Source organism: uncultured Roseivirga sp., from assembly GCF_963973945.1.
Taxonomy (GTDB): Bacteria; Bacteroidota; Bacteroidia; order Cytophagales; family Cyclobacteriaceae; genus Roseivirga.
On sequence record NZ_CAXBBV010000001.1, the window covers coordinates 589,618 to 610,785 of the forward strand.

19 protein-coding genes are annotated in these 21,168 nt (G+C 39.3%); 11 read left to right on the forward strand and 8 right to left on the reverse strand.

Translation table 11 applies throughout. The features are described 5' to 3' along the window. The first annotated feature begins 44 nt into the window (after positions 1–44). From AAC026_RS02645 to AAC026_RS02680, 8 genes are all read left to right on the forward strand, one after another. A complete protein-coding gene (locus AAC026_RS02645) occupies positions 45–548 on the forward strand; it encodes a DinB family protein (protein WP_339694844.1) in 504 nt (167 codons plus the stop codon). Positions 549–847: 299 nt separating this feature from the next. Next, entirely contained in the window at positions 848–2,437 is a 1,590-nt protein-coding gene (locus AAC026_RS02650; protein WP_339694846.1) for a hypothetical protein, read from the forward strand. Between the two features lie 113 nt (positions 2,438–2,550). Further along, the gene (locus AAC026_RS02655; RefSeq protein WP_339694848.1) at positions 2,551–3,582 is read left to right on the forward strand and encodes a histidine kinase; all 1,032 of its coding nucleotides are present in this window, start codon (positions 2,551–2,553) and stop codon (positions 3,580–3,582) included. After that, positions 3,579–4,634: a histidine kinase gene (locus AAC026_RS02660; RefSeq protein WP_339694850.1), complete on the forward strand. Its 1,056-nt coding sequence runs from the start codon at positions 3,579–3,581 to the stop codon at positions 4,632–4,634. The genes AAC026_RS02655 and AAC026_RS02660 overlap by 4 nt, the downstream gene beginning before the upstream one ends. Next, entirely contained in the window at positions 4,631–5,410 is a 780-nt protein-coding gene (locus AAC026_RS02665) for a LytTR family DNA-binding domain-containing protein (protein ID WP_339694852.1), read from the forward strand. Before AAC026_RS02660 ends, AAC026_RS02665 begins: the two co-directional genes overlap by 4 nt. 49 nt (positions 5,411–5,459) lie before the next feature. Next, on the forward strand, positions 5,460–5,969 hold the full coding sequence (locus tag AAC026_RS02670; protein WP_339694854.1) for a hypothetical protein: 510 nt from the start codon (positions 5,460–5,462) through the stop codon (positions 5,967–5,969). 134 nt (positions 5,970–6,103) lie between these two features. Then, a complete protein-coding gene (locus tag AAC026_RS02675; protein WP_339694856.1) occupies positions 6,104–7,234 on the forward strand; it encodes a DUF4221 family protein in 1,131 nt (376 codons plus the stop codon). 81 nt (positions 7,235–7,315) lie between these two features. Beyond that, positions 7,316–9,469, forward strand: a complete 2,154-nt coding sequence (locus AAC026_RS02680; RefSeq protein WP_339694858.1) for a DUF5916 domain-containing protein — start codon at positions 7,316–7,318, stop codon at positions 9,467–9,469. Positions 9,470–9,574: 105 nt separating this feature from the next. Here AAC026_RS02680 and AAC026_RS02685 read toward each other — a convergent pair whose 3' ends face one another. Genes AAC026_RS02685 through mutY form a run of 6 tightly spaced genes read right to left on the reverse strand, consistent with a single transcriptional unit; the run spans position 9,575 to position 15,843 of the window. Then, positions 9,575–10,219, reverse strand: a complete 645-nt coding sequence (locus tag AAC026_RS02685; protein WP_339694860.1) for a hypothetical protein — start codon at positions 10,217–10,219, stop codon at positions 9,575–9,577. A 34-nt stretch (positions 10,220–10,253) separates the two neighbouring features. Continuing rightward, complete coding sequence (recG, locus tag AAC026_RS02690) at positions 10,254–12,347, reverse strand: ATP-dependent DNA helicase RecG (protein ID WP_339694861.1); 2,094 nt, start codon at positions 12,345–12,347, stop codon at positions 10,254–10,256. Between the two features lie 9 nt (positions 12,348–12,356). Continuing rightward, complete coding sequence (locus AAC026_RS02695; RefSeq protein WP_339694862.1) at positions 12,357–12,947, reverse strand: gliding motility lipoprotein GldD; 591 nt, start codon at positions 12,945–12,947, stop codon at positions 12,357–12,359. Further along, positions 12,944–14,284, reverse strand: coding sequence for a gliding motility-associated protein GldE (gldE, locus tag AAC026_RS02700; RefSeq protein WP_339607210.1), 1,341 nt, complete (start codon positions 14,282–14,284; stop codon positions 12,944–12,946). The genes AAC026_RS02695 and gldE overlap by 4 nt, the downstream gene beginning before the upstream one ends. 19 nt (positions 14,285–14,303) lie before the next feature. Beyond that, positions 14,304–14,741, reverse strand: coding sequence for a single-stranded DNA-binding protein (locus tag AAC026_RS02705; RefSeq protein WP_339607209.1), 438 nt, complete (start codon positions 14,739–14,741; stop codon positions 14,304–14,306). A gap of 34 nt (positions 14,742–14,775) precedes the next feature. After that, positions 14,776–15,843, reverse strand: coding sequence for an A/G-specific adenine glycosylase (gene mutY / locus AAC026_RS02710; protein ID WP_339694864.1), 1,068 nt, complete (start codon positions 15,841–15,843; stop codon positions 14,776–14,778). A 155-nt stretch (positions 15,844–15,998) separates the two neighbouring features. Here mutY and AAC026_RS02715 point away from each other — a divergent pair, with 155 nt between their 5' ends. The 3 genes from AAC026_RS02715 (at position 15,999) to AAC026_RS02725 (ending at position 18,883) form a co-directional block, all read left to right on the forward strand. Then, positions 15,999–16,301 (forward strand): HU family DNA-binding protein, encoded by a 303-nt coding sequence (locus AAC026_RS02715; RefSeq protein ID WP_053221676.1) that lies wholly within the window; start codon positions 15,999–16,001, stop codon positions 16,299–16,301. An 18-nt stretch (positions 16,302–16,319) separates the two neighbouring features. Then, positions 16,320–17,141: a tetratricopeptide repeat protein gene (locus AAC026_RS02720; RefSeq protein WP_339607207.1), complete on the forward strand. Its 822-nt coding sequence runs from the start codon at positions 16,320–16,322 to the stop codon at positions 17,139–17,141. 185 nt (positions 17,142–17,326) lie between these two features. After that, a complete protein-coding gene (locus AAC026_RS02725; protein WP_339607206.1) occupies positions 17,327–18,883 on the forward strand; it encodes an Rne/Rng family ribonuclease in 1,557 nt (518 codons plus the stop codon). Between the two features lie 74 nt (positions 18,884–18,957). Here the strand turns inward: AAC026_RS02725 and AAC026_RS02730 are convergent, their stop codons facing one another. Both AAC026_RS02730 and AAC026_RS02735 read right to left on the reverse strand, forming a co-directional pair. After that, positions 18,958–20,766: an acyl-CoA dehydrogenase family protein gene (locus AAC026_RS02730; RefSeq protein WP_339694865.1), complete on the reverse strand. Its 1,809-nt coding sequence runs from the start codon at positions 20,764–20,766 to the stop codon at positions 18,958–18,960. A 40-nt stretch (positions 20,767–20,806) separates the two neighbouring features. After that, positions 20,807–21,160, reverse strand: coding sequence for a four helix bundle protein (locus AAC026_RS02735; protein ID WP_339694867.1), 354 nt, complete (start codon positions 21,158–21,160; stop codon positions 20,807–20,809). Positions 21,161–21,168: the final 8 nt, after the last annotated feature.

The following is a 21,168-nucleotide window of genomic DNA, read 5'->3' on the forward strand; positions in this document are numbered from 1 at the left end:
TAATCACTTACGTATAATCTTTATTTTACATTTAACTACCACTTATGAAAAGCAAACTAAAACAAAGAGCCATTCCGGCTTTCGCTCTCTGCCTATTGGCCATTGGACTCACCAGCTCAACCTTAAAGCCAGTAGATGGCGGTTATGATTACCTCAAACAAAGGTTAGAAGTTACCAAAGCCTTCACCATTGAGGTTTTTAATGCCATGCCAGAGGCAGATTACAACTTTAAGCCCAATGAGGAGCAACGCTCTTTTGGGGCACAGGCCTATCACATTGCCTATAGCATCGATTATTTCCGAAGGGCTTTTCAAAACCAAGGGCAAGCCGCTTGGAGCCCAGGCGATGAAAACGCCAAAAGTAAAGCAGAGCTGATCAAATGGGCTGGGGAGCAATTTGATGCCATGCACAAATTAATTCTTTCGAGTGAGTCAAGTGACGCAGTAACTGCTCAAGTAATTTCTTATTTGGACCATAATGGCCATCATCGTGGCCAAATGATCACCTACTTAAGAATGAAAGGAATTACGCCTCCTGCTTATCGCTAAACGAATTGTATTGTGTATTGGAATGGGCTGTGCCGAAAGGTGCAGCCTTTTTTTATTTCAAATCACCCCCCTACAAAGCAGCATTACATCTTCTCAACAGTTCAGTGCAGACAAATTACAGTTCATTGCATTGCGGTTTTTTCTTGCGCGGCATCTTCCCATCATTGTAAGGTCGATTAGCCATTTGGCGCATCGGCAAGAGGTCAAGCCCGATAGGTCATCGGGAACTCAAAACAACAAAGACAGTTGAAAGGCAGGTTTGGTCACCTGCCGGCAACTGCCTAAAAACAAAAGAAATTATGAAAAACCGAAGCACAAAAACTCGAAGTATGATTATGGGAATGGCCGTTGCCTTATGGGCAATGCTTTCCTTGGCAAATGATCTTTCTGCACGCCAAATCTCTATTTCAACCTCTAGGTCTAATTCCAATTCAACAAGCATTTCACAAAAGAACGGCACCTATCGCTATACTAGCAAACAAGGCAGCAACGGCTTTGAAATAGAGTATGAAGGCGACATTGAATTTACAGATGATGACAAAGCCATCAAATCCATTTCCAGAGACGGCTATATCAAAATAAGAAAAACCTCTTTCGGAGAAAGAAGAGAGTTATTGGCCGAAGGAAATTCTGCTGGAACTATTGATTATCAGTTTTATGAAGGCAGAAGAAGAGCCGATTTTGATGCCGCTGCACAAAAATGGTTGGCCGATGTATTGCCCGAAGCCATTCGCGCCACGGGCATTGGGGCTGAAAGCAGAACCCTAAGAATTTACGCCAAAGGTGGTCTAGATGCCGTTTTGAAAGAAACGAGTGAAATCAAAAGCGACCATGTAAGCCAAATGTACCTTAAAGCAGTACTCAGCAAACAAAACCTAAGCAATAAGGAATTGGTAAAAATTGCGGCTTATGTACCTGCTAACTTAAGCTCTGACCATTACATCACCGAAGTTTTTAAGGATTACAGCACCTTGTTTCTTAAGAATAATGAAACTACAGAAGCATTCTTGAATGCGATTAGTAGAATGGATTCCGACCATTATGTGAGCCTCATTTTAATGCGTGCTTTGAAAGAAGACTTAAGTGATGCTATGATTTCTAAAGTGTTAGATGCTGCTGAGAGAATGGATTCTGACCATTATAAAACTGAGGTAATTAAAAGAGTAATGGATAGAAAAGAGCTTTCGAGCAACGCAGTAAATAGAATAGTGAAAGCCACTTCAGATATTGACTCTGATCATTATTCAACTTTGATTTTACGCCAAGCACTAGACAGGCCCAACTTAACAGACGAGGCTTTTGAAAGCTTGATGGAGGCCATTTCAAATATTGATTCCGATCATTATGTAACCGAAACCATGCGTGGCCTTTTAAGACAGAACAACCCTTCCGACAGAGTAGTAGAAGCGGTAATAAAAAGAGTAGGCCGAATGGATTCAGACCATTACAGAAGCTTAGTAATCAATGATTTGATGAAGAATCAACAAATTTCTAAAAAATACTTTAATGACTTATTGGTCACTGTCAATAATGTAGACTCCGACAATTATGCTTCCAAAATATTGAAAAGCATATTAAGTGAACAAGACCTTTCAGACGAAGATTACGACAAGGTATTAAGCCGAGTGGCCAACATTGATTCGGACTTTTACAAGCTTGGCATTTTGAAAGATCTGCTTAATGCCAGGAACTTGAATAAAAAGCACATGATCAGCATACTGAAAACAATATCCACCATAGACTCAGATTATTATAAGTCTGAAGTATTGAAAGGCGCTTGCAGTTCGGTAAGTGGCGCTGATACAGAAGTAAAAGACTTGTTCAGATCGGTAGCTAAAACTATTAAATCAGATACTTATTACGGCAAAGTAGCCCGTTGTATCGACTAAAATTTTCTGTCCAAAAGAGAGGGAAGTGAAAATACGGCTTTTGAATATATTTCGATAGACCGTTATTTTGCCCCTCTCTTTTTCTTAAATTTCTATCCAACCAACTTTAATGTATGCCCAAGCTTATCAGGCTTGTACTTTTTACCGTCATAGGAATTCTATTTCTAGAATACCTCTATTATAGCGAATACGATTTATTACCCAATGTATATAAAGAGGCTCCACTATATATATTTACCATTGTTACCAGTATTATCTCTGGCTGGGTTATTAGTAGCATTAACCTAAAGCTCAACGAAAAACTACCCTGGCGTAAAAGTATCATGCAGCGATTTATCGCAGGTTTAGCCTTCGATTTTATAGCCCTCGCCATTATACTTTTGACCTTAAACTGGTTGGCAAGAATTTCAGGTATTATCGACTTTCACTTGTTCGAAGCAGCACTTACGGAAAGCCAACTAGAAGTAAAAGTGATCATCCTGTGCTTTATCACATTATTTATAGTTACGCTGGTTGAATTCAATACTTATTCCTACAGCGAGTTTTCTGTAGGGCAAATTCGGAGACTAAGGTCGGAACGAAAACAACTTGAATTTCAGTTTGAAGCCTTAAAAAGTCAGCTCAGCCCGCATTATTTGTTCAATAGCATGAACACCATTTCATCGCTCATTTATCGCGATCCTCAAATTGCAGAGAACTTTATTCGCAACCTGGCCGAAACATTCAACTATGTTTTGAACACTAAAAATGTAAAGCTGGTAAGCTTAAAAGAAGAAATTGAAGCCCTGAGAGATTTTAATTATTTGTTGGGCATCCGTTATGGAAATGCGCTGGACTTGAAAATTGAAATTGATGATGCTACGCTCTCTTTCCCAATTCCGCCTTTAAGCCTTCAGCTTTTGGTAGAAAATGCGGTAAAACACAATGTAATTTCTGATGACGAGCCGCTGAGGATCAACATTAGAAATGACGAGCATCACCTCATCGTGTTGAACAACAAAACCGAAGCGCCCACCAAAACCAGTTCACATAAAGTAGGCCTCGACAATATAAAAAAGCGATATGCCTTTTTCACCGTGCGAGAAGTGGAGGTAAAAGACGAAGATTATTTTGAAGTGAAACTGCCGATTCTGAAAGATTCATGAAAAAGAACCTACTAGATCAGCCGCTTTTCCGCATTACCGTGCCTCCCATTTATGGGTTGATGATGTATTTTCTGATTCTATTGCTCAACAACAGACTTGGTGAAATTACAGAAACTGTCCTTACCCAAGAGTTACTCCTTTGCGTAGTCCTTGCCTTTCTTACTTCCGAATCGCTGCGTTTTACCATTGTGCTCTTCGAGAAAAAAGTAGGGCATGAATTAAGAAGAACAGGCAATATCACTTTGCTCTTTTTTACCTCATTACTGATTTCAGCAGCGATCATCTTCGCTGCCGTGTATTATTACTTTTCTGAAATTGAAGGCAATTCTTACTTTGTACTTTTTAAATCGAACTTGATTAAACTTGTTTCCATTTACTCGATTAGCGGCCTGCTTTACACACTTTTCTATCTGAGCATTTATTTCCTTTCCGTTAAAAACGAAACTGAGATAAAGCGTGAAGACCTGAAGCGCCAAAACCTAGAACATCAGCTCGAAATCTTCAATAATGAAATCAACCCAAGTCTGCTTTTCCAAAGTTTGGAAACGCTTATTGCCTTGGTGCATCACAATATTGACGCTGCAGAAGATTTTGTGGACAGGCTGTCATTGGTCTATCGTTACATTTTAGATAACCGAAAAAAGGAATTGGTAAAAGTGGAAGATGAGCTTCAGGCCACCAAAAACCTGTTTCTCCTTTTCAAAGAAAAGTATCCTGAGCAAATCAGCTTAACTATTGCGCCTTGGACTGGAGAAAAAGGAAAGTTACTGGTGCCGAATTCATTGCCAATGTTGTTAGACTGTGTGGTAAACAGCACAATCATATCGGGCTACCAACCTTTAAATATTCGAATTAGCTTTGATGAAGAAGGTTACCTGGTAATGCAATACCAAGAAAATGATAAATTGAGTTTGGATGAGATGATTAAGAAAAGGCATAGAAACCTGCATCAGGCCTTTGCTTATTTTTCAGACAAGCCCGTAATCCAAATCAAGGCCTATGGTGACGCCTTTATAAAACTGCCATTGCTCGAATTGAAAGAAGAACTATGAAGGTATTTATTATAGAAGATGAAATTCCGGCAGCCGAAAAGATTCAACGCTATTTAAAGCGCTATGATGAAAACATAGAAATCTTGGGTCAGGCCATGAGCGTAAAACAAGCCATAAGTTGGCTTGATGAAAACCATGATGTAGATCTGCTGCTGATGGACATTCAATTGACAGACGGCCTCAGCTTTGATATTTTCAAGTCTGTTAAAATCGATATTCCCGTGATTTTCACTACGGCTTACAATGAATACGCCATCGAAGCCTTTAAGGCCAACGGCATAGATTACCTCCTCAAGCCCGTTACTTTCGATGCCCTTTCGGAAAGCTTGCACAAATTCAAAAACCTTAAAAACCGACTTTCGGAACAAGGAAAAGTAGAAACAGAATCGGTCATTGATTTACAAGCGGCCCTACAAATGCTAAGCAAGCGCGAATACAAAACACGTTTTATGGTGAAAATTGGGGAACACATTCGATCCGTAACCACCGATACCATTCACCTGTTTTATGCCGAAGGGCGAAATGCTTATATCGTTACTGAAGAGGGCAAAAGATTGATCATAGATTACAAGCTGGAAACGCTCGAAGAAATGCTCGACCCAAAAAAGTTCTTCCGAGTAAACCGTAGTTATATCATCGAAATCAATGCGATTAAAGATGTACTGGTTTATTCTAACAGTCGCCTGAAAATCATTCTTCATCTAAATTTCGATCGAGAAATTATTGTTAGTCGTGAAAAGGTGAATGCTTTTAAGACTTGGTTTGATGGAGAATGATTTGGTCATTGGTTGATTAGTCATTGGTAAATTGGTAGCCTTTTGAGGTATGAACAACATTCAAATCAAAGAAACAGCAGAGGGACTAGAACTGGTAAAAACCAAGAAAAGTGCGTTCAAAAAGCTGATCCCTGAAGTGGCATTCATCATTTTTTGGTATGCTGTGCTTTTTTCCTACTCCTCAGCTTTCAGGGGAGAGAAGGCTATTTTTGCCTACCTTTTCTTCTTTGCACCTTTTATCTTGATCCCAAGATGGTTTAGGCTGACAAAACCATTCTTTACTAAAGAAAGCATCCCTTTCGACCTCAATACTAGGACTGTGTATAACGGAAAGACCGTGCTAACTACCTTTGATCAAATAGACAAAGTAGTGATTAAATATAGGTCGCAATTAGACAATGATAGATCGCTTCTAAACTTGGTACTAAAGAATGGAAAGCAAATTCTCATTGAGGAAATGGATGCGCATTGGAATAAAGAACTTCAGCTTGTGGGAAATAAAATCGCTGATTTTATTGGGGTGAAATTCCACGATTTACATCCATACGAAGAAAAATAATGATTTTGTCAACTCTCCATTAAGTCTTAGTACTAATATCTAACTACTCAATACTCGCCTTCGCTTTCATCATCACAGGTAAAGCCGACTTGGAAAGCATTTCATTTATATCCAAAGTATCGCTATTTTGGTTTATGAAATTTTTAGGAATAAGTAATAGGATTAGATTTTTTTCACTGGGCTTCTGTCTTATATATCTCTCTCTTCAGGCTCAGACAGAGAAGCAAGTAGTTTACGGAGATGACTTTGTTTTCAAGCTTGATTTTAAAACCTCCTACGATGCGTACGGCCCTGTGAAATACAAAAACTTCTTTGCTTTTTTTACCCATCAAGGCAAAACAATCAACTTTTATAACGACAAAACACTCGAGTCAGCTGGAACTATTTCTATAGCCCAAGAAGGGCCTAATGCGGAAAGGAACCCTTCTGGCTTATTTACGGATAACGATCAATTGTATGTTTTCAATCATTATTATGGCCTGTTATCTGCTATTGATATGGATGGAAAAGCATCTACCGCTTATAGGTTCAAACAGGAAGACCATTATCGTGGTAGCTATGTGCCATATAGAGCTAACCTTGTTTTTAGTGATGAAACGTTCATCTATATTCCATATCAACCAGGTGTTGATTTTAAAACAAAACTGATAGATCACAGCTACCCAACAGTTCTAAGAATTAATAAAGCGGACTCTTCGATAACTACATTCTTAAATTACCCTTCCAATTATAAAAATATAATCAGTGGAGGTTTTCAATCCTTCATTATCACAGCTTTCAATAACAAAACGAGTTCCCTTTTTGTCGGTTACCCTTTGAGTCATGTTGTTTTGGAGCTTACTCAAAATGGCGAAGTAAAAGAGCATTTGATGCAGTCTAAAGAAATAGATGGCTTTGAAGATCACTATTTCAAATCTGAGTCTGAGTTAAAAACAGCAAATATAAAAATCAAATTTCTGAAAAATCCATCTTATTGGAGACTTCATTATGATATCTATTCCGACACTTACTGGCGCTTTGTCAATTTACCGCTAACATACTCTCAAATGAATGAAGAGGAGATTAATGAAGCAGAAACTAGAAATTACAAAGTGGTGGTATTCGATGCTAACTTTAAGAAAATAGCTGAAAGTGATATTTTGAAGGATATCAACTTAACGCTATTGGCTCCGGTAGTCTTCTCCACAGAAAAAGGAATTCACATCTACGCTAAAAGTCAAGAGAACGAAGATGAAATGAGGTTCAAAACGCTGAAAATCAAATAACATCTTAGAACGATTCAAAATATATAAGTGGTTACCTTTTTTTCCTGAATCAAAGTAATTTTGTTTAAGCAACCATTTTTTATGTTGAAAACTCTTTTTTACTCGGTCATTGCGTTTGTTGTTCTTTTTAAATTTCAGGCAAACGCTCAAGTTAAGTCGGTCTATGTAGAAACACCCCCAAAAATAGATGGGGTTTTAGATGAAGACATTTGGAAAAATAGCCCCAATGTAACTGGCTATAAAACCTTTGTGCCAGATTTTGGAAAGGACATGCCTTTTCAAACCATCGCTTATATGGCACATGACGATGAAAACTTATACTTCGCCTTTAAGTGTTTTGACGACCCCAAACTGATTAAAACATCCATTGCAGCACGCGATAAAATTTCGGCCGATGATTGGATTTGCATTAACCTCGATTCATTTAACAGTGCCCAATCACTCTATGGCTTGTACGTAAACCCGAATGGTATTCAAATGGATACGCGATTTGCCGCAGGTAATGAGGACGTTGGTCTAGATTTGATATGGTACAGCGCAGCTAAAATAGTGGATGATGGCTACGTGGTAGAAGCCAAAATTCCTTTTAAAAGTATTCGCTATACTGTTAAGGACGGTCAGGTAGAAATGGGTGTAATTTTCGAACGAAAGATTAGCCGTTTTTCTACACAGGGCACTTTTCCGGCACTAGACCCAAAACAAGGTTTTGCTTTTCTTACCCAAATGATGCCACTACAATATGATAGGGTAAAGAAGCCTAAATTAGTGGAAGTATTGCCTGCAGTTACTTACGCCATCAATAAGGAACATATAAACGGAGCATACAAAAAGGAGTATAATTTTGAACCCAGCCTAACGGCCAAAATCGGTATTACTCCCGAATTGGTTTTTGATGCTACCATCAACCCTGATTTTAGCCAAGTAGAATCTGATGCGCAACAGGTAGAGGTAAACCAGCGCTTTCCTGTTAACTATCCTGAAAGAAGACCTTTCTTTTTGGAAGGAAACGAGAACTTCAATTTTGCTGGAACAGGTGGTTTCTCTCCTGTAAATTCAGTGGTCAATTCTAGATCAATTGTATCTCCGAAAAGAGCCGCTAAACTGACGGGTAAGATTGGCGATAAAAACATTATTTCAAGCATATATGCAGTAGACAGAGCGGATGAAACTTTGGCCGACTTTGCCCAAGACGAAACTGCCGATGTTGGTGTAATGCGCTATATGCGCTCGCTTTCTCAAGACAGCTATGTAGGCTTAATTGGTACAAGCCGTAGAAGAAACGGGGCTTCGAATGATGTATTAGGTTTTGATGGCCAATACCGTTTCAATCAGTCGAACCAAGTGACAGGTCATTTTTTGAATTCCCGAACCAAACTTACGGAAGATGGCCAACTGGCCAACAGTATTTCTAGCTCCATTAGTGTTTCCAAAAACACCCGAAATTTCAATGGCTCTTTTAGTCTGTTAGATATTGGTGAAGACTTTAGGTCAGAGGTAGGCTATATTACCCGAACAGGTATTAGCCGTGCTACGATAAGCTTAAACCCAAAAATATTTCCAAAAGGAGATGGCTTAATCAAACGCATAGATCCACAGCTTTATACCTCCCTCACCAAAGACAAACCCAGCGGGCTTAACGAACACGTGGTTTACCTTTCATTGGCAGCCACCCTGCCCAGAAACACACGTTTGTCTGTTTCTGCAGACCATTCTTCGGAAATCTACTTGGGTCAAGAGTTTAAAGACGGAACTATTAGCCTTCAGGCGAGTTCGCAGATTACAAAACGTATTTTCTTTAGAACTAGCTACGACTGGGACAACGGAACTTACTACCGAGAATTGGCCCAAGGGTATGGCAAGCGCATCAGTAACAACCTGACCCTCCAATTGTCCGACAAGTTTAGCGCGCAGTTCACCCATACTTTTAACTCGCTTTACAATTCTGACACGGATGTAAAATACTATGATATCCACATCGCTCGTGGACGCGTGGTTTACCAAATGAATAAGTACCTTTTCTTTAGAGGCATTGCCCAATACAATAGCCTTTCTAAAGTACTTAGCCCTAATTTCTTGGTGTCATTTACCTACATTCCTGGTACTGTAGTTCACCTGGGCTGGGGTTCTGTTTATGAAAAAACCCGCTGGGATGGCGCCCAGTACGTAAATGATGACCAATACCTGCAAAAAGCCAGCGGCTTCTTCTTTAAAGCCAGTTACTTGTGGAGATGGTAGGCGGGTGTGTAGTTAAGAGGGATTGGTTAGTGAAGAATATCCCTTCCTAAGGCCTCATCAGCTTGTTCGTGAAGAACAGCAACAAAGGCAGAAGGGGCTCTAGCACTAGATGTCCTGCTGAACTTTGACTAGTTCACTTACAACCATTCTAAAATTGTCCTCTCGCATTTCTTTATAGTTGAGTTCAAAAACCTTATCTATTAAATTAGAAAAGGTTTTGCCACCATCAATCCCTGATGCGAAGAAATTTTTAAACAAGAATGGTAAGCCCAATACGGGAAGCAATAAAATTATCGTCAAAAATGGCTCTAGAACCATCACAATATCAAGACCCGTAAACAACAATTCAACATTATTGAAAAGGGTAGATAAGACTACTATAATTATAAAAATGATCCATAAAAAGGTAATTCCCAGTAAGATGAGTGAGGCTATTCCCGACATGTATAATTTTGGAAATACCAATTCAGATTGATTTGCTATTCGAATAAGATCCTTCCTCTTAAACACTCTATTAATTGAGACTCCTTTATGTTTGGGTATTCTTCTCAGTCCATTCTCGTTTTTAGCAATTTGAAGAAGTCTGATCGCAATCAAATTCTTGATTAGCTGAACCAGTAAGTATTTTTTGTCAGCATAAAGCTCAAGTAGGAAAATCTCAAACTCCTGACGCGAAGTGTTTCGGTCGAAACCATAAACCTGGAGGTATCTGTCTCCTTCAAACTCCATTTTAAAGACTGATACTTTCATCTTTCCTGATCTACTGATAACTGATTTCTAAACACTAAGAAATCCTCCCCCAATTCACTACGGCTTTTCTAAGCGACTTGATATGGCGGAGGATATTGCGGTTTTCTTCTTTTTCTAGCTTGGGGTCGGCTTCAAGAATATCGCTGGCAGCATTTCTGGCAGCTTGGAGAATTTGGCCGTCTTTTGCGATGTCGGCAATCAGTAAATCGAGCACGCCACTTTGTTGGGTTCCGGTAATATCGCCTGGGCCACGGAGCTGAAGATCTACATCGGCAATCTCAAACCCATTGTTGGTGCGCACCATGGTTTCCAGTCGCGTGCGCGCTTCTTTGCTCAGCTTGTACTCTGTCATCAGAATACAATAAGATTGCTCTGCACCACGCCCCACACGGCCCCTCAACTGATGCAATTGCGCCAAACCAAAGCGTTCAGCATTTTCAATCACCATCACCGAAGCGTTCGGCACATTTACCCCTACTTCGATTACCGTAGTGGCCACCATAATTTGGGTTTCGTGCTTAATAAAACGCTGCATTTCAAAATCTTTGTCCTGAGGTTTCATTTTGCCATGCACAATACTAATGTGCTGGTCGGGGAAAGCCCTGCGAATGGATTCATAACCATCGTCCAAATCTTTCAAGTCCAGCTTGGCAGATTCTTCAATGAGCGGATAAACCACATAAATCTGTCGTCCTTTTTTGATTTCATCCTTCATAAAACCAAACACCTGTAGGCGTTTGGCATCGTACTCGTGCAAGGTTTTAATAGGCTTTCTGCCGGCAGGCATTTCATCAATAATGGAAACCTCTAAGTCTCCATAAAGCGTCATGGCCAAAGTGCGTGGAATTGGCGTGGCCGTCATTACCAATACATGCGGATGGAAACGTTCGTTTTTGCCCCACAGCTTTGCCCTTTGCGCCACACCAAAACGGTGTTGCTCGTCAATAATGGCCAAACCCAAATTCTTGAATTGAACCACATCTTCGAGCAAAGCATGCGTACCCACCAAAATGCTGATGGATCCATCGAGTAAGCCTGCATGAATCACTTTTCGCTCACTCTTTTTGCTAGAGCCTGTCAGTTTTGCAATGCCAATGCCCAAAGCATCGGCAAAGGGTTTTAAACCCTGATAATGTTGATCGGCTAAAATTTCGGTAGGTGCCATAATACTGGCTTGTGCACCTGAGCCCACCACCAAAAGCATGCATATAAAGGCTACAATGGTTTTTCCACTTCCCACATCGCCTTGCAGCAAACGGTTCATCTGCTTCCCCGACTTCATGTCGAAGTAAATTTCTTTGATTACCCGTTTTTGGGCATTTGTTAAGTCAAATGGTAAATAGTTTTTGTAGAAATCGGTGAGTAAGCTAGAGTCGCTAAACACGGCTCCTCGGTACTTTTCTGTTCGGGTAAGTTTTAATTTGAGAAGGCGCAGCTGAATAAAAAACAGCTCTTCGAATTTTAGCCTGAATTGGGCCTTTTTCAATAACTCTTCGTTGCCCGGAAAATGAATGTGCCAAAGCGCCAGCTTCTTTTCAATCATTCCATAACGCGCCACCAAATGCTGAGGAAGCGTTTCGTTAATATGCTGTTCAGACAATATCATTACTTGGCGCACCATTTTAGAAATGGCTTTACTGTCCAAGTACTTGGCCTTCATTTTTTCAGAAGTATGATACACCGGTTGAAGGAATGAAGCCTTTTCATTTTGGGTGGTCAGCACTTCAAGCTCAGGGTGCGCAATGCTAACTTTTCTACCAAAAGTAGCGGGCTTGCCAAACACCACGTATTCCACCCCCAGCTGTATTTTCTTGGCTATAAACTGAATTCCCTTAAACCAAACCAGTTCTAGGGTACCCGTTCCATCCTCGAAATGCGCAACGAGACGCTTTTTCCGCATTTCGCCCACGGTTTCAATTCTTCTGATTTTGCCTTTAATCTGAACGAAGGGCATATCGCCATGCACTTCTTCAATAGGGTAAAACTTGGTGCGGTCTTCGTAGCGGAACGGGTAATGTTGAATAAGATCGCCATAGGTGAATAGGCCTATTTCGGCACCTATCAGCGCTGCTTTTTGCGGGCCAACGCCCTTAATAAATTCTATGCGTGTTTCGAAAAATGACGGCACGGAAACAATTTAATATTTCCATTCTAAAGTGTTCAACATTTCAATTGCATCCTTCTTAATAAAATCAATAATTGGCCGAAGCGAGTCGTTTTTGTTAGCGGTGTTAAAATACAATGCTCCTCTAAAAAAATGTGTTGTGCTATCGGTAGTAAAAAACTGAAACTGGCTGGGCACTTCTCCTGATAATTCGGCTATGCTTGCCACTTGCTGGTTTTGAATAGAAATAATGCTTTCCTTAATAGAATAGGCCTTTTTATTGTGCTCCATTGTGAGATTAAAAGCCTCGGTAAGCAGTTCCTCCATGTTATTCTCAGGCTTTTTCAAGTCCTTATATGTGATTTGAATCACCGCATCGTAATCGGGGTAAAATAAATTGATATAATACCTGCCCGATTTTGGAAAAGTATCGCGCGAAAGTTCGGCATACTTTGAATAGAAAAAGTGATAAGGAAAAGTATCGGGCAAAGCCTGATAAGCTGATTCTGGTAAATCGATTCGGTTGTATGCTTTTGGTTTGGGTAAATAGCTTTGCTCGCAGGCGGAAAAGCCAAAGAAAGAAACAAATGAAAGGAGTAGTAATTTCTGAGTCGACTTTTTCAAACTGACACTTTACGGTTGATCAAAACTCTAACCCTCTTAATCCTACGAACATCCACCGCAACTATTGTGAAAAGGAACTGTTCGAATTTAATTTTTTCTCCTGCCCTAGGGAGTTTACTGTGTAGCTCGAGCAAAAGCCCACCAAGCGATTCGCTTTCCCCCTTTATTTGATCAAAGTAATAGGGGTCGATTTCCATAATTTTACAGAAATCGTTGAGGGAGGTTTTGCCTTCAAAAACGTAAGTATTGTTGTCTAGTTTATTAAAGGCTACATCATCGTCATCAAATTCATCGTTGATTTCACCCACAATTTCTTCAATAATATCTTCCATTGTAATCAGTCCGGAAGTGCCCCCGTATTCATCTACCACAATGGCCATATGAACCCTTTTATCTTGAAAGTTCTTTAGCAGACTATCTACCTTTTTATTTTCTGGAACGAAGAAGCCTGGTCTCATCAATTTTTGCCATTCAAAATCCTCTTCCTTGTCTACATGTGAAAGCAAGTCTTTGATATATAAAACGCCTTCAATTTTATCAATTGTCTCGTTATAAACAGGAATTCTGGAGAAGCCGCTTTTATTAATCTTGTCCATTAACTCATGAAAATCTACTTCGATATCCACAGCCGTAATGTCCATTCTTGACTTCATTACCTGCCGAACTGTAAGTGTACTAAAGTTTACAATTCCCTTTAGTATTCCCTTTTCTTCATCGGTAGTATCATCACCTGTGGTCATTTCAAGTGCCTGATTTAGTTCGTCTACGGTAATATTGTGCCCTTTTTTCTTCACCCGTCTTTCTATAAGCTGGGTGAATTTTATCAACACATAGGCAATTGGTTTTACAATTCCTTCAAAGAAGAAAAGCATTCTGGCCGTAGCTCTAGAAAATTTTAAATTGTTCTGTGTAGCGAAGTTCTTTGGAAGTACTTCTCCAAAAAAGAGAATAACAAAAGTTACTACAGCTGTTAAGGCCACAACTATGGTTCCTTCACTGGTTTTCTCTCCTATAATTTCCCAGGTTACAAAGGTGGTTAGGGTTACAATAGCAATATTGACCAGGTTATTCATGATAAGAATAGTAGCCAGTAAATGGCGTGGCCTTTCCATCAGCTGAATAATTACTCTATTAATAGGGGTGTCATCATTTTTGCACTCTTCTATTTGACCCTCATTAAGTGAGAAAAATGCCACTTCGGAGCCAGAAATTAGGGCTGAAAGTATTACTAGAAAAATAAAAACCACTCCATTAACCAAAAGGTACGGAGTGGAGATATCTTGAGCTAAGGCCAGAAGGGCCAAACTAGGATAGGGATCGTCTACTGCTGATTCCAATATTCTTTTTTTAAACTAATTAAAACGGCAAATCATCTGAGTCGTCCTCAGGAATGCTCGAAACTTCACTAGATTTCTCTGAACTAGGCGAGTATGAGGAACTTCCTCCACCACCTTCATTATCCGATTTAGTACCTAGCATTGTTAGGTTATTTCCAACTACTTCGGTTGTATATCTCTTGTTTCCATCCTGATCATCCCAAGATCGGGTAGTCAGTTTACCTTCAATATACACTTGATTACCCTTCTTTAAAAATTTCTCTGCAATTTCTGCAAGTGGACTCCAAAGCACAATATTATGCCACTCTGTAGTGGTTACCCTTTCGCCTTGCTTGTTCTTGTAAGTTTCGCTCGTAGCTAAAGAAAAGTTTGCTACTGCTCTACCGCTTTCTAAGTGACGCACCTCTGGGTCTTTGCCCAAGTTACCTACTAGAATTACTTTATTTACTCCTGCCATGGTTTATATTTTTGGTTTCAATAGAACAAATTAATTAAAAACATTGATCTTCCAAGTATTTACTAATAAGAACTGGCTTTGGAAGGTTGTTTATATGTTCTAAAGAGTATTTTTCAATTTCAAGATGATTGCTCTTTAATCTAGCTTCATCTTCATTTCCGAGTTCAATTTTTACGAAGTTGGCGAAAATACGTTGATGCGTCAAAACATGTTCGTATAATTTTGATTCTTCTCCAATAATTGAGTCCGTCAAACCCATTTTCTGGAGGGCTGAAATGACCTCATCTAGACCAATTTGTTTATTCTCTTCAATCAAATAAAAATCAAACAATCCTTGCCAAACATCGCCCTTTCCTCTTTCCTTCAGCCATAAACCTTCTTCTGATTGAAAAACCAAATAGGTTAAATATCGCTTTCTAACCTTGGTCTTCTTTGTTTTAACTGGAAGGCTATCAATTTTATTATTGTTGAAAGCAAAACAGTCGTCCCTAAAAGGGCAAACCCCACAAGCCGGAGACTTTGGTGAGCACTGTATTGCTCCAAATTCCATAATGGCCTGATTATACTGATTTGGCTTTTCCTTATCTAAAAGCTCATTAGCCCTTTTTTCAAAAACTTTAGGGCCTTTGGTGCTCGAAATGTCCTCTTCAATTCCAAACACCCGACTGAGCACTCTATATACATTACCATCTAAAACGGCATTTGGTTGGTTAAAAGCCGATGAAGAAATTGCTGCAGCGGTATATCGTCCTATTCCCTTTAATTTGAGTAGTTCGTTAAAGTCAGACGGAAACACTCCGTCAAAATCATTAACCACCATTTTAGCACAACTATGAAGGTTTCTGGCCCTAGAATAATAGCCTAAGCCTTGCCATAAACGCAGTACTTCGGTTTCAGAAGCATTGGCCAAGTCATTAATTGTAGGAAACTGCTCAACAAACCTTTCATAATATGGTAAACCCTGTGCAACTCTGGTCTGCTGAAGGATAATCTCAGAGAGCCAGATTCGATAAGGATCCTTGGTTTTCCTCCACGGTAAGTCTCTTTTATTTTCTTCATACCAGTTAATTAACTGATTTGCAAACAGTTTACTGTCCAGCATAGTGCTATTTTAGGCCAAATTTAGGTGCTTTCAGGGTATTGTTTAAAATTTGAGGGTTTGTTTTCATAATTAGAAATGAACTCGTAATTTTGCAGGCCAAAATAACTGGGAATTAGTTTTTTACACAATATTTATAAATCTAAAATTTAACAGCGGTGACGAAAGCAGATGTTATTAACCAAATAGCAGAGAAGACAGGAATAGATCGATCTGATGTTACTACTACGGTGGAAACTCTTTTTACAGTAGTAAAAGATTCAATGGCCGAAGGTGAAAATATCTATGTGAGAGGATTCGGCAGCTTTGTGAATAAGAAAAGAGCAAAAAAGATTGCTAGAAATATCTCAAAAAACACTGCCATCGTAATTGATGAGCACTTTGTTCCAAGCTTTAAGCCGTCAAAGGTTTTTGTTGAACAGGTAAAAGTGAGTGATAAAGTAAAGATTGCAAACAAATAAGCTTTAGCCTCATTGGCTATGATGAAAAAGAACCAAATTATACTTCTGAGCATTGGAATTCTGGCGGTTGTTGTATTGTACAGTCTTCCAACTTCTGTGGTAAATAATAAGGATAATGAGGCTTTAGAGTTTGTAGATGAAAGTAGGCCAGGAGGAGAGGTGATAGATCACAGCTCTGAAATACCGGAAGAAATTCAACCCAAAATTGATTTTTGGAAAGAGAAACTGGTTTCTGATTCTAACATTAAAAAGGATGAAATAGCATTGGATTCATTAATGGGTGTTTTTCAAACCATTAACCAATATGATAGCGCTGCCTATTATGCTGAATCTTTTGCAAAAGAATTTAAAACGATTACTCTCTGGCAGAAGGCTGGAGATGCCTATTTCGAGGCGTTCACTTTTGCTATTGAGCCACAAAAAGTAGAAAGACTTGGTGGTAAGGCCCGTGAAATGTATGCTAAGGTTTTAGAACAAACTCCAGACAATCTGGATGTTAAAAACAATTTGGCAATGACCTATATTGCAAGTTCTAACCCTATGCAGGGCATTATGATGCTAAGGGAAATACTTGAAATAGACGACAAGAATGAAAAGGCCCTTTTGAATATGGGTCGCCTTTCAATGCAGTCAAATCAATTTGATAAAGCGGTAGAAAGGTTCGAAGCATTAGTCAGTTACCATCCGAATAGTTTAGATGGCAACTACCTTTTAGCGGTATGCTATTTTGAAACAGGCAAGAACGATAAAGCAAAAGCCCAATTTCAAAAAGTAAAAAACATGGATTCTGATCCAGTAGTGCAAACTGCGGTGGATGAGTATCTGCAAAGAATTAAGTAAAATATTATATCATTAAAACATTAGAATTATGCCTTGCGGTAAAAAAAGAAAAAGACATAAGATTTCAACTCACAAGAGAAAAAAGAGACTAAGAAAAAACAGACACAAAACTAAGAAGTAGTACTTCTTAGTTTTGTGCTTATACGCATCATTAGTTTAATTTTTAACATTTAACTTTTTTCAAATTGAGCAACGAATTAGTAATTAATTCGACTCAAGATGGATGTCGTATAGCCCTTCTGAAAGATAAAAATCTGGTTGAATTCCATCATGACCATGATGACAACCAGTTTAAGGTAGGTGATATGTACTTGGGTACGGTTAAAAAAATCGTCCAAGGATTGAACGCGGCTTTTATAGATATTGGGTACGAGAAAGATGCTTTTCTGCATTACCTCGACCTTGGTCCGCAAATAAAATCACTTAATAAATACACCAGAATGGCCCAATCGGCCAATGATGTCAATGGTAACCTGAGTAAATTCAAAGGTGAGCCAGACATTAACAAGCTTGGCAAAATGGGTCAAGTGCTGACAAGAGGTCAGCAAATACTTGTTCAGGTTGTAAAAGAACCTATTTCAACAAAAGGGCCACGACTCTCTTGCGAGTTGTCTATAGCTGGGCGCTATATGGTTTTAGTGCCTTTCTCCGATTCTATCAATATTTCTAAGAAAATCACTGATGGAGACGAGAGAAAAAGATTGATGAGATTAATTTCATCGATCAAACCCGAAAAGTTTGGTGTCATTGTTCGCACAGTAGCGAAAGGAAAAGATGTAGCCGAATTAGATAAAGACCTCCGAAACCTTGAGGAAACTTGGATTGAAGGCATTAAAAAACTTCATAAAGCCAAGCCTAAAGATAAGGTAATAGGAGAAATGAGCAGGGCTTCATCCTTGCTCCGCGATATCCTCAACGAATCTTTTGACAGTGTAACTACGGATGATAAGGAAATCTTTAATGAGATTAAATCTTACATTCACAAGATTGCTCCTGATAAAGAAAAGATAGCCAAGCTTTACACAGGAAAGGCTAAAATCTTTGAAAGTTTTGGAATTGAAAAGCAGTTTAAATCGCTTTTTGGTAAAACAGTAAGCTTGCCAAAGGGTGGCTATTTAATTATTGAGCATACCGAGGCACTTCACGTTATTGACGTGAACAGTGGTAATAAATCGAATGCAGGAGAAGATCAAGAAAGTACCGCACTTGCTGTAAATATAGAAGCAGCAAGAGAAGTAGCTCGCCAACTAAGGTTGCGCGATATGGGCGGAATTATCGTGATCGACTTTATCGATATGCGTAAAGCTGAAAATAAAAAAGAGCTTTACAGCGTAATGCGTGAGATTATGGACGAAGATCGTGCTAAAAACACAGTTCTTCCCATTACCAAGTTTGGCTTAATGCAAATTACACGTCAGCGTGTAAGGCCAGAAATGAATATCACTACCCGTGAAAACTGTCCAACTTGTGGTGGAACAGGAAAAGTATCTGCAACAATACTTGTGTCAGATACAATCGAAAAGAACATTGATTACATTCTTGGTACACAAAATGAAAAGGGAATTTCACTAACTGTACATCCTTTTTTACATGCTTACTTCACCCGAGGGATATTCTCGAAAAGGTGGGAGTGGTACAAGAAATACCACACATGGGTTAAGATTGAAAAAGACAGTTCTTTAAGTCTTTCAGCTTACACCATTAACAACAAGCTTGGCGAAGAAATTGCCATTACAGCTTAAGTTTAAAACATCAATTCAAACAAAAAGGGAACCTCAAATTAGGTTCCCTTTTACTTTATCAGTCTACTTGGTTGTTAGGCAAAGTAATACGGGAATTTCCCCTTAGCAATCATTGTATCGGCCACTTGTCTACGAAGCTCTTTGGTGTTCACTAAGTCCATTTTCGTAAAGCGTTTTAAGCCCATCAACATTACTTTTTGTTCATCGCCTTTGGTGAATGAAGCAATGGCTTCTTTAGCAGCGGCATTCACTCTGTCAATAGCTTCAGCCATATAAATCTGCGTCATGGCAATGTAATCTTTACATGCTTCCTCACCTCTTTGACTCACCAACTTCTCTGTTCTTAACATAGAAGATTCAACAGCGTAAATCTCAATGAGAATGTCGGCAAGGTTCATCATTACTTCCTGCTCATCTTCAATTTTATCTTGAAGTGCCATGGCGGCTTTTCCGCCTACCATTAGGAAAACTTTTTTCAAGTTCTTCACCACTTCTTTTTCAGCATTGAATAACACCGACTTGTCAATTGTAGTGAAAGAAGGTACCGACACAAGTTCTTTAGAAACTGCCATTGCAGGCTCAAACATGTTCAATTCACCTTTCATTGCACGTTTCAAAAGCATTCCAATCATCAACATACGATTGATTTCGTTAGTGCCTTCATAAATTCTGGCAATACGTGCATCTCTATAAGCTCGTTCCATTGGGGCATCAGCAGAATAGCCCATTCCGCCATATACTTGAACGCCTTGATCTACCACATAGTCCAATACTTCGGAACTGTGGATTTTCGCAATGGCGCATTCAATGGCAAATTGCTCAACTCCTTTAAGCTTGGCCTTGGCTTCGTCCATTCCGCCTGCTATCAGGTCGTTAATTTTATCTTCAATATTCTGTCCTGCTCGGTAGTCTAAAGATTCCGTCACGTAGGTCTTAGTGGCCATCTCAGCCAATTTGCCTTTGATAGCACCAAAGCTTGAAATTGATACACCGAATTGCTTGCGTTCGTTGGCATATTGAGTGGCGTGAGAAATTACAGTTCGGCAACCTCCTAATACTCCAGCGCCTAATTTTACACGACCAATGTTCAAGATATTCACAGCTATTTTGAAACCATTTCCTCTTTCAGAAAGCATGTTTTCAACAGGAACTGGGCAATCGTTAAAGAATACTTGGCGAGTTGAAGAACCTTTGATACCAAGCTTCTTTTCTTCCTCATTCATTGTGATTCCACCAAAGGTTTTTTCAACAATAAATGCAGTCAAATTCTTATCATCTTCGATTTTAGCAAATACAATAAACAAGTCAGCGAAACCTGCATTCGAGATCCACATTTTCTGACCCGTAACATTATAATGTTTTCCATCCGCAGAAAGCACCGCTTTAGTCTTTCCTGAATTAGCATCAGATCCAGCATCAGGCTCTGTCAAGCAATAACAAGCAGCCCATTCGCCAGTGGCAAGTTTCGGTAAGTATTTTTCTTTCTGCGCTTCCGTTCCATAATAAAGAATTGGCAAAGTTCCGATTCCGGTATGAGCCCCATAAGTGGTAGAAAAAGACCCCGCTGCACCAATCACATCTGCCATGAGCATACTTGTGTTAAAGCTCATGCCCAAACCACCATATTGCTCTGGCACGGTGATACCTAAAAGACCCAGTTCACCAGCCTTCTTAAAAATGCTAGGAACCAAGTCTGGCTCTTTCATGCTGTCGATGCGATCGGCATTAGGCGTAATTTCTGTTTCGATGAAATCGCTACAGGCCTGCGCCATCATTTTTTGCTCTTCGCTAAATTCTTCAGGAATAAAAACCTCTTGAGCTGGAGTTTCTCTTACTAGGAATTCTCCTCCTTTAATTGTTCGTTTTGTAATTTCGCTTGACATGTTACGTGTATTTAGTATTGTGATTTGGGTATTGAGCGTGTTAGCGGTTTATTGATTTTTTGAGACTATAAATCATCTTCTGTATCTTATCCACTTCTAACTCTAGTTTCCCAAATGAGTCATTGTTTAAAAACTTTAATCTATTTGCAATGATTAGTTGCGTTTCCAATTCACAAGAAGAGCCATAGGCAATTCCCGAAAACTGGTTAAATTCTCCAGAGGTATTTCTTCCAGCACCCTCCGCAATGTTTGAGCTAATAGAAACTACGCTTCTCCTAATCTGGCTTGTTAAGCCAAATCTTTCATCAGTAGGTAGTTCCTCGGTTGATTTGTAGACATCCACCGCAAAGTCTACTGAACTTTGCCAAACTCTTAACTCTTTATAATTATTCATATGTGCAT